19 protein-coding genes are annotated in these 15,140 nt (G+C 66.4%); 17 read left to right on the top strand and 2 right to left on the bottom strand.

The features are described 5' to 3' along the window. The first annotated feature begins 11 nt into the window (after positions 1–11). From ACYVAQ_RS15590 to ACYVAQ_RS15560, 7 genes are all read left to right on the top strand, one after another. Positions 12–275 carry a hypothetical protein gene (locus tag ACYVAQ_RS15590; RefSeq protein ID WP_460791278.1) on the top strand — a complete coding sequence of 88 codons (264 nt, stop codon included), beginning with the start codon at positions 12–14 and terminating at the stop codon, positions 273–275. Continuing rightward, positions 262–1,068, top strand: coding sequence for a hypothetical protein (locus ACYVAQ_RS15585; RefSeq protein WP_460791276.1), 807 nt, complete (start codon positions 262–264; stop codon positions 1,066–1,068). The genes ACYVAQ_RS15590 and ACYVAQ_RS15585 overlap by 14 nt, the downstream gene beginning before the upstream one ends. Positions 1,069–1,125: 57 nt before the next feature. Further along, complete coding sequence (locus ACYVAQ_RS15580) at positions 1,126–1,323, top strand: hypothetical protein (protein WP_460791274.1); 198 nt, start codon at positions 1,126–1,128, stop codon at positions 1,321–1,323. A gap of 3 nt (positions 1,324–1,326) precedes the next feature. Then, the gene (locus tag ACYVAQ_RS15575; RefSeq protein WP_460791272.1) at positions 1,327–1,686 is read left to right on the top strand and encodes a phage tail fiber protein; all 360 of its coding nucleotides are present in this window, start codon (positions 1,327–1,329) and stop codon (positions 1,684–1,686) included. 147 nt (positions 1,687–1,833) lie between these two features. Continuing rightward, positions 1,834–2,229 carry a phage tail fiber protein gene (locus ACYVAQ_RS15570; RefSeq protein ID WP_460791270.1) on the top strand — a complete coding sequence of 132 codons (396 nt, stop codon included), beginning with the start codon at positions 1,834–1,836 and terminating at the stop codon, positions 2,227–2,229. Positions 2,230–2,272: 43 nt separating this feature from the next. Continuing rightward, positions 2,273–4,312 carry a beta strand repeat-containing protein gene (locus ACYVAQ_RS15565; RefSeq protein ID WP_460791267.1) on the top strand — a complete coding sequence of 680 codons (2,040 nt, stop codon included), beginning with the start codon at positions 2,273–2,275 and terminating at the stop codon, positions 4,310–4,312. Between the two features lie 8 nt (positions 4,313–4,320). Beyond that, positions 4,321–4,602, top strand: coding sequence for a phage fiber-tail adaptor protein (locus tag ACYVAQ_RS15560; RefSeq protein WP_460791265.1), 282 nt, complete (start codon positions 4,321–4,323; stop codon positions 4,600–4,602). Between the two features lie 189 nt (positions 4,603–4,791). On the opposite strand, the gene ACYVAQ_RS15555 is transcribed toward ACYVAQ_RS15560, so the two are convergent. After that, positions 4,792–5,520 carry a sigma-70 family RNA polymerase sigma factor gene (locus tag ACYVAQ_RS15555; RefSeq protein WP_460791263.1) on the bottom strand — a complete coding sequence of 243 codons (729 nt, stop codon included), beginning with the start codon at positions 5,518–5,520 and terminating at the stop codon, positions 4,792–4,794. Continuing rightward, a complete protein-coding gene (locus tag ACYVAQ_RS15550; RefSeq protein ID WP_460791259.1) occupies positions 5,520–5,864 on the bottom strand; it encodes a hypothetical protein in 345 nt (114 codons plus the stop codon). Before ACYVAQ_RS15550 ends, ACYVAQ_RS15555 begins: the two co-directional genes overlap by 1 nt. 179 nt (positions 5,865–6,043) lie before the next feature. Between ACYVAQ_RS15550 and ACYVAQ_RS15545 the strand changes: the two genes are divergently transcribed. From ACYVAQ_RS15545 to ACYVAQ_RS15500, 10 genes are all read left to right on the top strand, one after another. Beyond that, on the top strand, positions 6,044–6,229 hold the full coding sequence (locus ACYVAQ_RS15545) for a hypothetical protein (protein WP_460791257.1): 186 nt from the start codon (positions 6,044–6,046) through the stop codon (positions 6,227–6,229). Next, on the top strand, positions 6,229–6,426 hold the full coding sequence (locus tag ACYVAQ_RS15540) for a hypothetical protein (protein ID WP_460791254.1): 198 nt from the start codon (positions 6,229–6,231) through the stop codon (positions 6,424–6,426). Before ACYVAQ_RS15545 ends, ACYVAQ_RS15540 begins: the two co-directional genes overlap by 1 nt. Positions 6,427–6,991: 565 nt before the next feature. Then, complete coding sequence (locus ACYVAQ_RS15535) at positions 6,992–7,615, top strand: RusA family crossover junction endodeoxyribonuclease (RefSeq protein WP_460791252.1); 624 nt, start codon at positions 6,992–6,994, stop codon at positions 7,613–7,615. Further along, positions 7,612–7,929 carry a hypothetical protein gene (locus ACYVAQ_RS15530; protein WP_460791250.1) on the top strand — a complete coding sequence of 106 codons (318 nt, stop codon included), beginning with the start codon at positions 7,612–7,614 and terminating at the stop codon, positions 7,927–7,929. Before ACYVAQ_RS15535 ends, ACYVAQ_RS15530 begins: the two co-directional genes overlap by 4 nt. Before the next feature lie 108 nt (positions 7,930–8,037). After that, entirely contained in the window at positions 8,038–8,670 is a 633-nt protein-coding gene (locus tag ACYVAQ_RS15525; RefSeq protein ID WP_460791248.1) for a hypothetical protein, read from the top strand. Beyond that, positions 8,670–9,215, top strand: coding sequence for a helix-turn-helix domain-containing protein (locus ACYVAQ_RS15520; RefSeq protein WP_460791247.1), 546 nt, complete (start codon positions 8,670–8,672; stop codon positions 9,213–9,215). Before ACYVAQ_RS15525 ends, ACYVAQ_RS15520 begins: the two co-directional genes overlap by 1 nt. Positions 9,216–9,435: 220 nt before the next feature. After that, a complete protein-coding gene (locus ACYVAQ_RS15515) occupies positions 9,436–12,138 on the top strand; it encodes an LAGLIDADG family homing endonuclease (protein ID WP_460791245.1) in 2,703 nt (900 codons plus the stop codon). Between the two features lie 53 nt (positions 12,139–12,191). Continuing rightward, entirely contained in the window at positions 12,192–12,611 is a 420-nt protein-coding gene (locus ACYVAQ_RS15510) for a hypothetical protein (protein WP_460791243.1), read from the top strand. Next, complete coding sequence (locus ACYVAQ_RS15505; RefSeq protein ID WP_460791242.1) at positions 12,611–14,263, top strand: hypothetical protein; 1,653 nt, start codon at positions 12,611–12,613, stop codon at positions 14,261–14,263. Before ACYVAQ_RS15510 ends, ACYVAQ_RS15505 begins: the two co-directional genes overlap by 1 nt. 5 nt (positions 14,264–14,268) lie before the next feature. Further along, complete coding sequence (locus tag ACYVAQ_RS15500; RefSeq protein WP_460791240.1) at positions 14,269–15,120, top strand: hypothetical protein; 852 nt, start codon at positions 14,269–14,271, stop codon at positions 15,118–15,120. Positions 15,121–15,140 lie beyond the last annotated feature (20 nt).

The following is a 15,140-nucleotide window of genomic DNA, read 5'->3' as shown; positions in this document are numbered from 1 at the left end:
AAGAACGGGTCATGGCGCTCCGACAGCAGGCCGCGAAGACGGCCCCCAGCACCAAGAAGGGCCCGCGGTGCACCGTCTGTGTCGCACTCGGTGCCCTCCCCAAGGCAGATGCCCAGGTTCTCCGCGACTGGATGGCCGACCCCTCCTGGACCTTCCCCGCCATCGCCGACGAGGTGGCCGACGATCCCGACACCCCAACCCTCTCGGTCAGTGCCATCAGCCGGCACGCCAGGGGCCAGTGCGGCGCGAGGGAGCGACTCCGTGGCCCTCAGTGAGCGAACTCAGTCCCCCAAGATCGAGCGGCGCACGTCTTCGATCCTGATCTTCGATGTCGAGCGGGTCGAGGGGCGTGCTGAGGTCCGCTTCTGGGACCGCGGCCAGTTCAAGGGCTCCTGGTTCCCCTCCGACGCCGTACTCTCGCCGCCCAGGATCATCTGCTGGGGCGCGCGCTGGTACGGCTCGGACAAGATCCTAACGGGTGCTGAGTGGCGCAAGGGCGGCCACGAGCGGATGATCCGTCAGCTGTGGGAGCTCGTGGAGCGGGCCGACGTCGTGGTCGGTCACAACGTGGATCGCGCGGATCTTCCCTGGCTGCGCGAGTCACTCCCCCAGTACGGCATCCCGCTCCCCCGGCCGGCCAAGTCGGTCGACACCTACAAGGTCATGCGGCAGCAGTTCCCGGCCTGGCACTCCAAGTCCCTCACCGAGGCGGCCAAGTTCCTCAACGTCCCGCTGGGCAAGGAGGGCAAGTGGTCGCGCGATCTGGCTGACGCGGCGGTTGCCGGCGATCGGGACGCGCAGCGCGAGCTCCTGACCTACCAGAAGGGCGACATCGTCCTCTCGGGCGCCGTCTACGACGGCATGCGGGGCTACATCCCGAACCATCCGTTCATCACCACCGATGGTGACGAGCGCGTGTGCAACCAGTGCGGCTCTCTGGACCTCGCGCACAACGGTGAGGTCCGTGCCGTGGTCATGGATTACGCCGCCTATCGCTGCAACAACTGCGGCGGGAACTTGAGGGCGGGTTACGTCAAACGAGCCGCGTTGAGCCGCGGTATCCGTTAGCAACGGCCGTTCAGATCGGTCAAACGGGCGTTTGGGCCCGGCTCCGAAGTAGGGGCCATGAGCCACCTGGTCATGACCGGCCCTATCAAGGGCGACGTCGTTCTGTCCGACGGCACCTCGGTTGACGTCACTCCCAGTGTCATCGAGGTCGCCTCTCTCGCAATCGCCGAGGAAGTCGCCGACCTCATCGGGAAGCGTCACGCGGCGGAGGGTCATCCGGACGTCGAGGGCACCTTCCGGTACGAGGGGGCCTGAGTCATGGCTCTCGCCTCGACGGCCGCAGAGAACCAGGCCCTGGACGGGCTCTCTGGCGGTTCCACGAACCTGCTCGCATACGTCTCCCTGCACTCGGGGAGTCCCTCGACGACCGGCGCCAATGAGTTCTCGGGCGGCGGTTACGCCCGGCAGGCATGCTCCTGGAACGCGGCCTCTTCGGGCAGCAAGACCAACTCGTCTGCCCTGACGTTCACCACGTCCGGCTCGACCGCGGCGACCTATTTCGGGACCTGGTCGGCCTCGACCTCCGGCACGTTCGGAATCGGTGGGGCGCTGACCAGTTCGGTCACGGCCGTCACGATCACGGTCGCCGCGGGCGCGTTGACTCTGTCGGCCTCGTAACGCCCGTTCTGACACCGCCGGCTCCGAAGTAGCCGGCATGACTCAAGAGCCTGGCGACACCGTCACCCTCCAGATTCGCTTCACTGCGGAAGCCGAAGTCACTCCTGCGAAGGCTCAGTCCGAGCCGGCTGAGGAGGAGTAGACACCATGACCGCAGGTTTTGTCGCCGCGACTGTCAACGGCTGGCTCGACGCGATCCGCACCGGTGGCGCGTCCTACACGGCCCTGAGCACCGCCTACGTCAAGCTCCACACCGGCGACCCGGGCGCCTCGGGTGCGAACAACGCCGCCGCGGGCTCGACCACGCGCGTCGCCGTCTCCCACACCAGCCCCTCGGCCGGCTCCATGTCGATGACCGGCACCGCACCGTCGTGGACCAACGGTGGCACCTCGGAGACGATCACGCACATCTCGGTCTGGGACGCCTCGTCTGCCGGCAACTGCAAGTACACCGCCCAGCTGACCGCCTCGAAGGCGTGGGCCTCCGGCGACACCCTGACCCTCACGTCGCTGGGCGTCTCCATCACGCCGATCGCTGCGTAACTCCTCGGCTGGTCGACCAGCCACTCCAGACAGGAGTTGAGACGTGACGACCGACTCCTTCACCACCCCCGGATCCGCCACCTGGACTTGCCCCGCCAACGTCACCTCGGTCAAGGTCGAGGTGCTGGCGGGCGGTGGAGGTTCGGCCGGCGCTGGCGGTCTCAACAACGGCGGCGGCGGTGGTGCCGGCGGCGAGTACCGGGTCATCACCTCGTACTCCGTGACTCCGGGCAACGTCTACAACCTGTTCGTCGGCAGCGGCGGTAGCGCGGGTGGTGGCAACACTGCTGGTGGAGCCGGAACCGACTCCTGGTGGGTCAACACGAGCACCTTGCTGGCGAAGGCAGGGAACGGCGGAAACTACGGCGGCGCCGGCGGTGGCGGTGGCGCAGTTGGCACCGGCGGTGTCGGTGGAACAGCTACCGCTGGTGGCGCTGGAGGAAACGGCGTCTCGTCGACCCAGGGTGGCACTGGTGGCGCAGGCGGCGGCCCGTTTGGCGGCGCGTCCCAGTCAGCCCCGGTCGGCAGCAATGGCACGGCTGGTAACGCGCCCGGCGGTGGCGCATCCGGCGGCGCCAACAGCATTGGAACCGCGATCGGAGCAGCTGGTGCGCGCGGCGAAGTGCGAGTCACCTACACGTTCGCCTACACCGCCGACGTCTCGCGTGCCGGCACGGGCTCGATCACCTCGGGCGCCCAGTTCACCCAGCAGGGCGCGATCAGCCTGGCGGGCACGGGCAGCATCACCCCAGCGGGACAGCGCGCGACCAGTGCCGACATCACCGAGTCAGGCACGGGCGCCTTCTCGGCTGCGGCGTCTGCCGGACGTGGAGGCGCGGTCACCCTGACGGGTACGGGCTCGATCTCGGTCGTCGCCGTCCGCGGGGCCTACGGCGACGCACCGCTCGTCGGTACGGGCAGCGTCACCGCGGCCGACGCGCGCGCCACCACTGATGGCTCCAGCGTGGCCGGCACGGGTTCGATCGCCACGGTCGGCTCGCGTGGCCAGAGCATCGACTCCACCCTGGCTGGCACCGGCACTGTCAGTGCGAGCCTGGGGCTGACCTACCACTGCGACGTCACACTGACCGGCACTGGCGCGATCACGGCTGCCGGCCAGCGGGGCGCCTACGCGGACGCCTCCCTGACGGGCGCCGGCTCGACGCCGGTCGACACCGTCCACGGCCTAGTAGCAGGCGCCTCCCTGGCCGGCACCGGCACGGTGAGCGTCACCGCGGTCCTGACCTCCAGCATGAGCGCGACCCTGGCCGGCTCGGGCACCACGAGCCCTGACGGGACGCGTGCAGCGACCGCTGACGCGGCGCTGACCGGCGCGGGCTCGCTGACGAGCGACGCGACGAACTCGACCCCCTACACCGCCGACATCGCTCTGGCCGGCAACGCCTCGATCGCCCCGGATGGTGCTGTCAGCACGGTGATCTCGGCGACCCTCGCTGGCACGGGCGCGTTCAACTGCTCGGTCCAGTCGGGCCCGGCCGGCGGAGCCGCTCTGGCCGGCACGGGGTCGGTCGCCTCGACGGCGGACCGGGTGGCTGCTGCGGCCATCGTGCTCACCGGCAACGCCTCGATCACCGCGGACGCGACGGTCAGCCACGCGGCCGGCGTCGATCTGCAGGGCACCGGCACGATCGCTGACGCGAGCTCGCGCGGCTCCCAGGTCACGCCGATCGACCTCGTTGGCACGGGAACGTCCGTTACTACGGCAACGCGCACCGCTCAGCTCGACGTCACCCGGCCGGCCACCGGCACGCTCAGCACCACGGCGACCCGGGCCACGACCGCGACGACCCCGACGCTGACTGCGACTGGCCTGGTCGACGTCAGCGTGCGCCTGGACCTGGCCGCCGGCGTGGCCCTATCCGGCCTCGGTGCCGCCGCCGACCGGGCGGTCAGCAACCAGCTGATGGACGCCGAGGTCGCTGCCGCGGTCGCGCTCCTGGCGACCCTGATCATCCTGGTCACCACCCCGCCAGAGCGCACGGTCGTGACGGAGGCGCAGTACCGCGTCGAGGTCATCAGTGAGGACCGCACGGTCATCACCACCGCAGACCCCCGCTCCTAGGAGGAATCATGTCGTTCCCGACGTTCATCAAGGACCCCGACGCCACCCTGGACTACACCCGGGACTGGACGGACTGGCTGGCCTCCTCCGGCGACGACGTGATCGTCTCCTCGGAGTGGATCGCGCCGGCCGGCATCACCGTCGAGGCCCAGTCCAACACCGAGAACACCGCGACCATCTGGGTCTCCGGCGGCACCCTCGGACAGCGGTACCAGCTGGTCAACCGGATCACCACCAATGGCGGCCGGACCGACGACCGCACGCTCGTCATCAAGATCGTCCAGCAGTAGTCCGAAGTCGGCGGCATGACCAGCCATTGGCGTCGCTACCAGGAAATGGGCGGGATCCACGAGCCGGGCGACTGCGAGGAGTGTGGCCTCTCGGTCACATCATGTCGGGCGACATGGGCGGTGGAGAAAGAAGCCTGCTGCCCCCTCTGTACGCACGATTAAGGAGAAAGTGGAACCACCTGAGTTCCACTAACCGGCGAGGCTCCCGAGGGCTTTCGATTGGATGCTCTTCACCTGGTGCGGGGTGCGACACAGTATGTGCGCAACCTCCTTCGCTTCCCGGCCTTCAGCGTAGGTCAGTACCAAGACGGCCGCTGCCTCTCCCCTGCAGGCCGCCAGGCGGGCAGCCAGGGCGCTCCGGAGGTCGGCCAGCTCGGCACTTGCGCTGGCCTCGTCATGGCCTGCCTTGAGCATTCCCGGGTCGTCGTCCGCGGTGGCCGGGTTGAGCTCGGCCACCATGGTCTTCTGGCTGGCCAGGGCCTCCCGAACTTGCTCCTCGGGGAGGCCTGTCGCCTCGGAGAGCTCCGGGACCGTCGGGTCGCGGTTCTCGCGCTCCCAGAACTCCGAGGTGGCTTGGGTGAGCTGCTTGATCTTGGTCCGCATCGTGCGGGGCAGTGGGTCCATCCGCCGCTGCTCGTCGATGATGGCTCCCGTGACGCGCCTGGTGGCGTACGTCTCGAACTTCACGCCGGCCTCAGGGTCGAACCTGCGGATGGCGTCGAGCAGACCGTGCATGGCGAACGAGATGATGTCGTCGTGGTCCTGGTGGCTCGGGGCCTTGGCCAGCGCCTTCTTGGCCAGGTAGAGCGCCAGTGAGCGGTACTGCACGAACAGTTCTTCCAGGGCCTCCGGGTCGCCGTTGGCGCGGTACGCCTCCCAGTAGGCCGACATGTCCCTGTTGCGGTCGGGCCGGCCCATCAGGGCTCCAGGATGACGGCGACGCAGTGGCAGCCCGTGACTTCGCAGCGACAGTTGGCACGGCGCTCATGACCTCGGATGGTGGTTCTGCCCGTCAGCTTGTGACGCTGCCGGGTGTCCGAGCAGTCCCGGCACCCGCACGTACAGGGGTTGACCTCGTAGTCGGTGCTGGTCAGCACCTCGAAGCGCGGTCCGCTCAGGAAGTCGACGACGCTCTCGCCGTCTTCCAGCGAACCTCGGAACTCGATCTCCGCGTAGTCCCAGACGCCCAGATCTGTCTTGACCAGAAGGCCCTGGCTGTCGACGACCTGGATCACCGCGTCACCGAAGGGGGTCCGGATCATGTCCCCCACGGTGAGCGCGGGCCATGCTGCCCCTTTATCACCCATGTCCAGAGCATCGGCATCTCCGCAAGAGCGTGGCGTAGTCGACGTTTCAACGCCCGTTAACGCCCGGACCACTTCCCGATTCCAGCCCTCCGACGAAGTCCCTCCCGATCCATCCACCGGAGAAGGAGTTGGAAATGGAACGAGAGAAGGGCGTCATCTCGGCGCCTTGCTACTCGTGCGGTGCGGCCCTGCCGACCGTCGAGCAGCCCGATGGCGGTTGTGCAGCCGTGCCCTGCCCGGGCTGCACCAAGGCTGCCCCGCAGCCCGTCGACCTCCCGAAGGTCGAGGACCCCGAGGATGACGACAAGGAGGAGGACTGATGGCCGCCAAGAAGGATGAGACCCCCGACGTCGTTCCGGAGGTTCCCGTGGACGAGACCCTGGAGGCCGGGCCCGAGGGCGAACCGACTCCCGAGGAGTTCGACGAGGCCTTCGAGGACGGCGAGCCGGTGGAGCTGGAGGTCAGCCCTCTGCACTTCCCGGACCGTCGGGACCTGAACCCGGCCGAGCCCTACTGAGGCTGGCCCCACAGTCACTCATCTCCTCGACGGAGGTGGGTGGCTGCGGTTCCAGCATCGGGTTTCTGCGGAAGGTCGTGCCGTTCTTGAGCTACGAGGATCTCTGGGTCTGCCAGGTCTGTGGTCAGTGCTGGTGTGTCCCGAGCCTGGCTCGGGAGTGCTGCGGGGATGAGTTCGAGATTCTCCCCGAGTGATGGTCCGTACGCCGCCTCGCGGTGGCGCACGCTCCGTAAACTCCGCGCGCTTTCCGCTCTTGTGGGCGGCTATCGGCCCATCAGGCAGATGATGTTGAAAGCGGTGCCCTCCTCAGGGCGTACCTCTCTCTAGGGAGCGGCTCCCCGATCAACGACTGGCAGACATCCCCGGTTAGTTGGATCGCGCGCCCCTTGAGCGGCCGGGGGGAGACCAGAAGGCATCCTCGGATCATTGCGTAGTCAGGATCTTCGGCCCGGGCGCAAGGGCGTTGGTTGAATCCGAAGTTCCCAGTGCCCCCTGGCAGGCATCCTGGATCGTTGCGGACAACGGAGAACGCCAGGGGGCTTTCTCTTCCTCCGAAGCAGTGAGCATGCTGCCGGTCTTCGAGTTGCGAGTCGTGATCGACCCAGTCGCCAAGGAGCGACCGAGATTCAACCGCAAGACCGGCAGCTCGTACACCCCGAAGCGGACGGCCCAGTACGAGAAAGATCTGGCCAGGGCCTTCAAGGCTGCGGGGGCCGTCCCTCGTGATGAGTCCGAGGACCTAGAGATCCACTGCCAGTTCGGTGTCGTCGGCAACCGTCGCAAGGACATCGACAACCTCCAGAAATGTGTGCTCGATGCCGGCAATGCAGGAGTCCTGTATGCCGACGACAAGCAGGTGGTCCGCCTCCGCGGCGAGGTCGAGTACGGCGTCGCCGAGGGTTACGTAGCCCTACAGGTCTTCTCGCTCGGCTCGCGCGCACCCAGTAACGCCCGTTCCCGCCCCAGGCGGAAGAAGCCACTCGTCGAGGACTGTGCTTGCGGCCAGGACCACTTAGAGATGCTGACGGACCCGGAGGCCGGCGACCTCCTCTGTGTCGAGCACAAGCGCCACCGGCCCTGCCGGCCGTGCATGTACGCCGCCGCCCCGGTGCCTCCGACCGGTTACGACACCTGCTTCTGCGGCCGGATCAAGCCGACGATAGCCCGGACCTGTTGGAGCTGCAGATGAGCGACGAGGAGCAGGTCGAGTACGAGACCCCGAACCAGGCGGTCTCCCGGGTCGTCCAGGCCGGCGTCGACCAGTGGCTGCAGGGACTCGGCGGTGGTTTCGCGACTGCCTTCACGGTTTGCATCGAGTACGTCGACCCCGAGGGCCGACACTGCTGGGCGATTGGCGGCGCCCCCTCCCAGACACCGTCGCAGACCCTCGGCCTGCTGCGCTGGCACCAGATGTTCGCGGAATCCGACATCGAGACCTACTTCGCGGCCTTCGATGAGTACGCCGGCGATGATGACGGGGACGAGGGCGACGAGGACGAATAGGTTCTGGAACCATTTGAGTTCCAGAACCGGTAGGCTTTTCTTGCGACCCGGTTAGTGCAGTAAACCTTGTCCGATCAGGAGCCACAGGTCGATCCGGCAGCACCCACGGTGCGCCAGAAGATCGAAGTCACGTCGGTCACGGGCCAGAAGATTCAGCTTCTTCACCCGTCCGAGAAGCAGTTCTACGAGGAAGCCCAGGCCAAGTACCTCGCCGAGTACACGTTCACTCACGAGAACGACAAGCGCCAGGTCGATCGCCTGCTGATGCTGGAGGTCCAGTGCCAGCGCTACCAGTGGTACACGCTGGCCGGCATCGACTACGAAGCGACGCTGCTCTCATCCCGCGAGGAGAGCGAGTACCGCAAGGCCATCAAGGAGATCTCCGCCCAGATCACTGAGCTCCAGAAGGAACTGGGCGTCACCAAGGCCGAGCGCGAGAAGGCGACGCAGCAGGCCGACTCGGTCGGGGCGTACATCACGAACCTCCTGCAGCGCGCCAAGGAGTTCGGCGTGATGCGCGAGGAGCAGTCCGACCGCGCGCTGGAGCTTATGAACGAGCTGATCGCGATGGTCGGGGCCTACAAGCGCTCGAACGAGAACGAGCGAAGGAAGCTCGGGATCGAGAACGCCGAGGCGATCCTCGACTGGATCACGGAGTACCTGGAGCCTGCGTACAACGAGATCGACGAGCACTTCCGGAACAAGCCTGACGGCCAGCGGTACTGGGTACGGACCATCTGATGACCTGGCAGCAGGTCCTCCGGTCACATCCACTCGCCTCCCGCGCAGACGATGCGCTCTTCTGGGACGAGTTCCTCGCCCAGAACCCCGACATCCTCAACCGGCTCCTGGCCGACATCTACCGGGTGACCTACGGTGCCGACAAGCCGCCGAGCATCGAGGCCCTCTGGGCGCTCATGGAGACGCCCGAGTTCACTGGTACCCCATTCGGCGAGGCGGTCGCCGAACTGCTGGAGCGCCGCGGGCGCAGCCAGCGATGGCTCGCTGCCCAGGCAGGCGTACAACATCCTGTACTTGGGCGCTACATCCGCGGTGAGCGACCGATCGTCAGCGTCCACGACATCACCGGCTCCATGAAGCGCATCGAGGCCGTCGCCAAGCCACTCCGGGTGCATCCCAGCTACTTTGCAGAGTGGCGCCGGCTGTGGGTGATGACGCTGATGGACAGCGCCTTCACCGCCCACCCCGACCTCTCCGCAGAGGTCTTCAAGCGCTTCTCTGGCTTGGCTCGACCACATCGGAACGCCCGTTCGCGGGGGCACTGATGGCGTTCAACTACGAGTCGACCTGCTCCGGCAAGGTCCGCCACTCCAGCCGCAAGGAAGCCAAGCACGTGGCCCGGACGAATCACCCCGGAGTCCGGCTCCAGGCCTATCTGTGTGACTTCTGCGGGACTTGGCACCTGGGCCACCCGCCGTCGGCCGTTGTGCGGGGCATCCAGGACCGTCGCACCTGGCGGGGCCAATAACCGACGAAGTCGCCCGCATGAGCGCGCGCAGCATGACGGACGAGGAGTGCTTCCTTGCAGCCATCCTGATGGACGACTCCGGGGTGGACCTCGCGGAGTTCTCCTGGATCGACGAGGAGCAGCCCGACGCCTGCTACCGGCTGTGGCCGTTCCAGTGGCCGCTGTATCGAAACAAGTCGATCTACCAGATCGACCACATGGGCCGCAGCTTGGGTAAGGCTCTCGATGTCACAACGCCCGTTCCCACCCCGACTGGATGGACGGTGATGGGCGACCTTCAGGTTGGCGATGAGGTGCTCGACGACCTGGGTCGCCCTACCCGTGTCCGCCGGGCGTACGAGGTCCTTCAGGACCGTCGATGCCTGGAAGTCGAGTTCGATGACGGCAGTACAGTCGTCGCCGACGCAGATCACCTGTGGCGCACGTGGTCCCGGGCGGAGCGACGCTCGGCCGCGGCTGGCAGAGCGTCTGGTCGACCGAGTGTTCGGACGACTGCTGAGATTGAAGAGACCATCCGGTGCGGTGGAGAGAACAACCACAGCATTGAGCTCGCTGACGCTCTGAAACTGCCCGAGGCAGACCTTCCGCTGGACCCTTATTACCTAGGTCTCTGGCTGGGTGACGGGAACTCTGCGAATGCTTACATCACTTCCGCTGATCCGGAGGTGATGTATGAGTTGCGTGAGCGAGGGTTCGTCGTGGCACAGGCGGCCAGTGCCAAGTATCGCTGGACCGTCACGTTCCCCGGAGTCGACTGCCACAACTGGGGGACTCGATCTACTGCTGCGGTCCTGCGGAGAGTTGGCGTGCTCAACAACAAGCACATCCCAAGCGTTTATCTGCGAGCCAGCGAGGCCCAGCGGCGTGACCTGCTGGCCGGCTTGGTCGACAGTGACGGCCACATTCGGATGGCCGACTCCTACGCGGAGATCACTCAGAAGAACGAGATTCTGGCGATGGGGATCATGGAACTGCTTACGAGCCTGGGCGAGAAGCCGAGGATCACCAAGCGGCCGATGATCTTGAACGGAGTCGATGTCGGGGTCTGCTACCGCGTCACATGGCGTCCACTCGTCCAGCCGGCGCATCTTGCGAGGAAGGCCGCGGCGTGGCGCCCGGTGACCCAGAACACCCGCGTTGCCCATCGTCGCGTGGTCGCGGTTCGCGAGGTCCCGACACGTCCGGTCCGCTGCATCGAGGTTGAGGCCGAATCGCACATGTTCCTGGCTGGCAGGGCGATGATCCCGACCCACAACTCCCAGGGCCTGATCATGCGAGCCAACGCCTTCGTCTTCAACTACCCCGGCGCCGAGATGCTCATCACCGCCCCCGAGCTCAACCACCTGCGGCCGGTCACGGACAAGATCGAGCACCACATCCTGTCCCACCGGCTCACCAGGGAGATGCTGCCCAAGCAGCGCGGCAACGGCATCAACCACCAGCCGCAGTTCCAGTGCCACTTCATCAACAATGCGCGACTGGTTAGCCGGCTTCCGAACCGCGATGGCAGAGGTGTCAAGGGCCAGCACCCGCTCAAGATTGAGATGGACGAGGGGCAGGACTTCCCGGAGAACGGCTGGGTCGAGCTCGTCGAGACGATGAAGTCGGCCTCGCCGGGCGCCCAGTGGCGGGTGCATGGCGTGTCCCGAGGCGTCCGTGACCGGTACTACCGGTACACCCAGACTGAGAACCCGGACATTCCGTTCTACGTCCACCGCTACATGGCCATGCACCGTCCCTCGTGGAGCACGGACGAACGCAAGGCGAAGATCGCTATCTACGGCGGGACCGAGGATAACGTCGACTACCGGCGCAACGTCTACGGTGACCACGGCGACGCCAGCGCCACCCTGTTCGTGCTGCACCGCCTGATGGCCTGTGTTCGCATCAACGAGAACGCCTGGGCTACTGAGTACAACGACGCCCATTACGCCCAGATCAAGATCAACGACGAGCTGCTCAAATCGTCCGGGGCACCCATCGAGACCTTCCTGCAGTTCCCCGCGAGCCATCTGGATGAGAAGTACTTCAACTTCTGGGCCGGCCAGGACGTCGGCTTCACACGCGACCCGTCGGAGATCTTGATCTTCGGGGAGACCGAGCCTAAGAAGGGCGCCCCATCGTTGATGCGGTTGTTGGCCCGCGTGCACCTGATGCGCGTATCGGCTGCCGACCAGGCCGCCGCGATCCGGCACATTTTCGATTTCTACGGCGAACGCCTTCGTCGATACTCGCTGGACAAGACTGGCAACGGCCTCCCCCTCTGGCAGGAGCTGGATCCGGAGGCCGTTGGCACCCATGTCCAGAACCGCCGGACGCCGGACCACATCAGCCGGCGGATCAAGGGCTACGGGTTCTCCCAGAAGGTCGCCGTCGAGTTTGACGACAGGGAGTTGGGCGAGAAGGAGCGTCCCGAGGACGCTCTGATCGAGAAGAACGTCGTCTCCTTCGCCGCGGACGAACTCCGCAAGTACGTCGACAACAGTCGCATTGAGTTGCCCTACGACGCGGAGCTCCTCCAGGAATGGCAGGGGCAAGAGGTCATGTATGTCCGCGACGAGGGCTCGGCCGCCGGCATCAAGACACGGATGGTGGGCGGCTCGCTGCACACCCTCGACGCGGCCTTCATGTGCTTCGCCGGCAAGGAGCTGATGCACATCGAAGAGGTCCTGAGCACCAGGCCCGTGACGACTCCAGTGCTCGCTCGATTCGGCTTCTGAGGCGTTCCTAGGCGTTCAGATGCGTTGAGAACGGTTCATCCGAAGTCCCGAGCATGCCTAAGACGGTCATGGAAGAGGGTCGCGACCTCGGGGCATCGGCCCCGGACGACGTCACGTCGACCGCGGAGATCATCCAGGGCTTCCTGAGCCCGGTCATGGCGCTCGGCCCCGCCGGCCACCTCGGCCCACGGGCAGAGATCGAGAAGGAACTCGACCTGATCGCAGCAGCGATCCGGACCTTCTACGCCAAGCCCGCCGACATGGTCATGCGCGAGTGCAGCGCCTACACCGCCCGGCTCACCGAGCTCTGCGTCCTCCTCCACCGCGTCGAGGGCCTCGATCGGCAGTACACCCGCGTGAGAACCCAGCAGGTCGAACGATTCCTCGCGGAATGCGAGCGGCAATGGAAGTCCGCCTCTCGCCTCATCGAGGTCCAGAAGCTCGATGCCGCCACTTTGAGGGGGCAGATCTGATGACGACCGAAGAGCGCACCGAGGACGGCATTCCGTGGATCAACGCCGTCGGCGACATGGACTACGACACCAGGTCAGGCGTGAACGCGACCGTCAACCACATCGCCCGCGAGGTTGCCAACTGGGTCGACCGCAGCCGGACCGCGAAGACGCAGCCCTCGATCTTCAACCGAGTGGCGTACGTCGCCCCCGAGAACCCGTTCCAGCAGATGCTGATCGCACGAACGGCCGTTGAGAACGACGACATCATCGGCGGCGTCTGTGACGTCACCGAGGGCCTCGCCTTCCAGGGCCTGAAGTGGGAGTCCGAGGACCCCGACACCACAGACATCTTCAACCAGATCAACCGCGACCTGAACCTCGATGAGTTCGTCCGGACCTGGCACCGCGAAGAGTTCACCTACTCTCAGGTCATCTGCGGCTTCTGGTGGGGGCCCAAGGAGTACAAGATCCGGACCAAGACGCCGGCCGGCAAGCAGTCCAAGAAGACCAAGACGGTCTGGGCACCGCTCGCCGCGACGTTCCTCGACCCGACCAAGGTCGTCGCCCTCCGGCCCGGCCCGTTCGGGCAGGATCGCCTCGCCTGGCACGCGACCCAGGAGGAGTTCGCCGCGGCGATGGCGCTCGCCGACGGCACGATGCAGGACCCGGTCCTTCAGCAGTTCACCGCCGGCCCGGTCCTGAACCTCGACCGCTCCGAGGAGATGCTGCTGGCCGGCTGGGGGATCAACACCAAGCGGCTGCTGTACCTGAACCCGAACTACGTCTTCCGCTACTGCCGGACCAAGTCGACGTACGAGCGGATGCCCTCGCTGCGCCTGAAGAGCACCTTCGCCCTCCTCGACCTCAAGCAGCAGCTGATCGAGGCCGACCGCGTGGCCCTCGTCGGTCAGGCGAACTTCATCCTCCTTGTTCGACAGGGCACGGATCAGGTGCCGGCGAAGCAGGAGGAGATCGACAACCTGAAGGAGAACTTCAAGGTCATCGCGAAGTTGCCGGTCATCATTGGCGACCATCGCCTGCAGGTGGACATCATCGTGCCGCCGCAGGAGTTCGTCCTGACGGCCGACAAGTACGACACCCTCGACCGTCGAATCCTGTCGCGGACACTCGGCGCCCTGACGATCCCGAGCTCCGGCCAGCGCAACGAGACGAGCCTGACCGTCGCCCGCGGCGTGGCCCGCCTCCTGGAGAACCGCCGGCACATGATGAAGCGAGTCCTGGAGGAGCGGCTGGCTCGCGCCGTCGTCGAGCACCCACTCAACGACGGAATCTTCAAGCAGGAGCCCAACCTGACCTTCACGCCTCGGAACGTCCAGCTGGACTCCGACGCCGAGGTCACTTCCGCCATCCTAGCCCTGCGCACCCAGAACGAGCTCTCCCGGGAGTCGACCCTCGAATACTTTGGGTTCGACCAGAACGTCGAGGCCCTTCGTCGCGAGATCGAGGAAGAGCAGTTCGACGACATCTTCAAGACGATGGTGCCGTTCTCGGCGGCCGGGCCCGATGGCGGTACCGGCCAGCAGCAGCCCGAGGCACCGCAGGTCTCGGGAGCACGCGGCGGCCGGCCGAAGGGCGGCGGAGACTCGCCTCAGTCCCCCCAGGGGAAGACCGGTCCTCGTAGCGCGTCCGGCCAGAAGAGCCCGAAGTGAACGACATGAGCGAGCGAAGCCTGGGCGATCTGCGGGACCTGTTCCGCCAGCGCTATGCCTCCCCCCTGCCGGCGAAGGTCTACGACCTCAACGACGGCGAGGAGGAGATCGAGGGCGATTTGATCGTCCCCGAGCGTGCGTTCGTCATGACCGCCGCCTCAGGGCGGACCTTCATCACTGCGCCACTCCGCGAGATCTCGGCCGCCAACAGTGGCTTCACCTACCTCCGCGGCCGGATGCTCGGCGCCGACTACCCCAACGCCAACGGCGCCTTCTGGACCGCCGCTGACCTGGAGCTCGGCGAGAAGACCGTCGCCGGCGGGCCCGTCAACTGGCTGCACGACGACACCAAGATCGTCGGCAGCCTTCTCGATGGCCAGTACGTCCCCGAGCGCGAGCAGGCGGCCAGCGGCACGCACCAGGCGCACATCGTCTCCACCGCAGCGATCTGGAAGTTCCTCTTCCCGGCCGAGGCCGCGGTCATCGAAGCAGCAGCAGCCGACGGCCAGCTGATGCAGTCGATGGAGTGCGTCTCCCGGGCGGTCGCCTGCCTCGACGGCCCCAACGGCCTCTCCGGCTGTGGCGAGGAGTTCTCCTACTCGGACTACAACGCCGGCAAGACCTGCGAGCACCTCCGCCAGAGGTCATCCATGCGGCGCTTCGTCGACCCGATCTTCCTGGGCACCGCGATCATCATTCCGCCCGTCCGGCCGGCCGATGCCCATGCCTCGATGGAGGTCATGCGCCAGGCCGCTGAGTCTGTCGAGAGGGCCGAGTTCGCCCCCGACGGCATCACTGCTGACCAAGCCCAAGCCCTCGCCGCGACGATCCTCGAATGGGCGAACGGACGCCGCTAACCGGCGTCTAAACGCCCGTT

The organism is Nocardioides maradonensis, from assembly GCF_054777115.1.
The sequence above is the reverse complement of the archived record's forward strand: the minus strand, read 5'-3'. Positions and strand labels throughout refer to the sequence as shown.

Bases quoted from the DNA above. Each gene is read 5' to 3' on its own strand.
- ACYVAQ_RS15590 (WP_460791278.1), top strand. From the start codon at position 12: ATGGCGCTCCGACAGCAGGCCGCGAAGACGGCCCCCAGCACCAAGAAG.
- ACYVAQ_RS15580 (WP_460791274.1), top strand. From the start codon at position 1,126: ATGAGCCACCTGGTCATGACCGGCCCTATCAAGGGCGACGTCGTTCTG.
- ACYVAQ_RS15575 (WP_460791272.1), top strand. From the start codon at position 1,327: ATGGCTCTCGCCTCGACGGCCGCAGAGAACCAGGCCCTGGACGGGCTC.
- ACYVAQ_RS15570 (WP_460791270.1), top strand. From the start codon at position 1,834: ATGACCGCAGGTTTTGTCGCCGCGACTGTCAACGGCTGGCTCGACGCG.
- ACYVAQ_RS15560 (WP_460791265.1), top strand. From the start codon at position 4,321: ATGTCGTTCCCGACGTTCATCAAGGACCCCGACGCCACCCTGGACTAC.
- ACYVAQ_RS15555 (WP_460791263.1), bottom strand. From the start codon at position 5,520: ATGGGCCGGCCCGACCGCAACAGGGACATGTCGGCCTACTGGGAGGCG.
- ACYVAQ_RS15550 (WP_460791259.1), bottom strand. From the start codon at position 5,864: ATGATCCGGACCCCCTTCGGTGACGCGGTGATCCAGGTCGTCGACAGC.
- ACYVAQ_RS15545 (WP_460791257.1), top strand. From the start codon at position 6,044: ATGGAACGAGAGAAGGGCGTCATCTCGGCGCCTTGCTACTCGTGCGGT.
- ACYVAQ_RS15540 (WP_460791254.1), top strand. From the start codon at position 6,229: ATGGCCGCCAAGAAGGATGAGACCCCCGACGTCGTTCCGGAGGTTCCC.
- ACYVAQ_RS15535 (WP_460791252.1), top strand. From the start codon at position 6,992: ATGCTGCCGGTCTTCGAGTTGCGAGTCGTGATCGACCCAGTCGCCAAG.
- ACYVAQ_RS15530 (WP_460791250.1), top strand. From the start codon at position 7,612: ATGAGCGACGAGGAGCAGGTCGAGTACGAGACCCCGAACCAGGCGGTC.
- ACYVAQ_RS15520 (WP_460791247.1), top strand. From the start codon at position 8,670: ATGACCTGGCAGCAGGTCCTCCGGTCACATCCACTCGCCTCCCGCGCA.
- ACYVAQ_RS15515 (WP_460791245.1), top strand. From the start codon at position 9,436: ATGAGCGCGCGCAGCATGACGGACGAGGAGTGCTTCCTTGCAGCCATC.
- ACYVAQ_RS15510 (WP_460791243.1), top strand. From the start codon at position 12,192: ATGCCTAAGACGGTCATGGAAGAGGGTCGCGACCTCGGGGCATCGGCC.
- ACYVAQ_RS15505 (WP_460791242.1), top strand. From the start codon at position 12,611: ATGACGACCGAAGAGCGCACCGAGGACGGCATTCCGTGGATCAACGCC.
- ACYVAQ_RS15500 (WP_460791240.1), top strand. From the start codon at position 14,269: ATGAGCGAGCGAAGCCTGGGCGATCTGCGGGACCTGTTCCGCCAGCGC.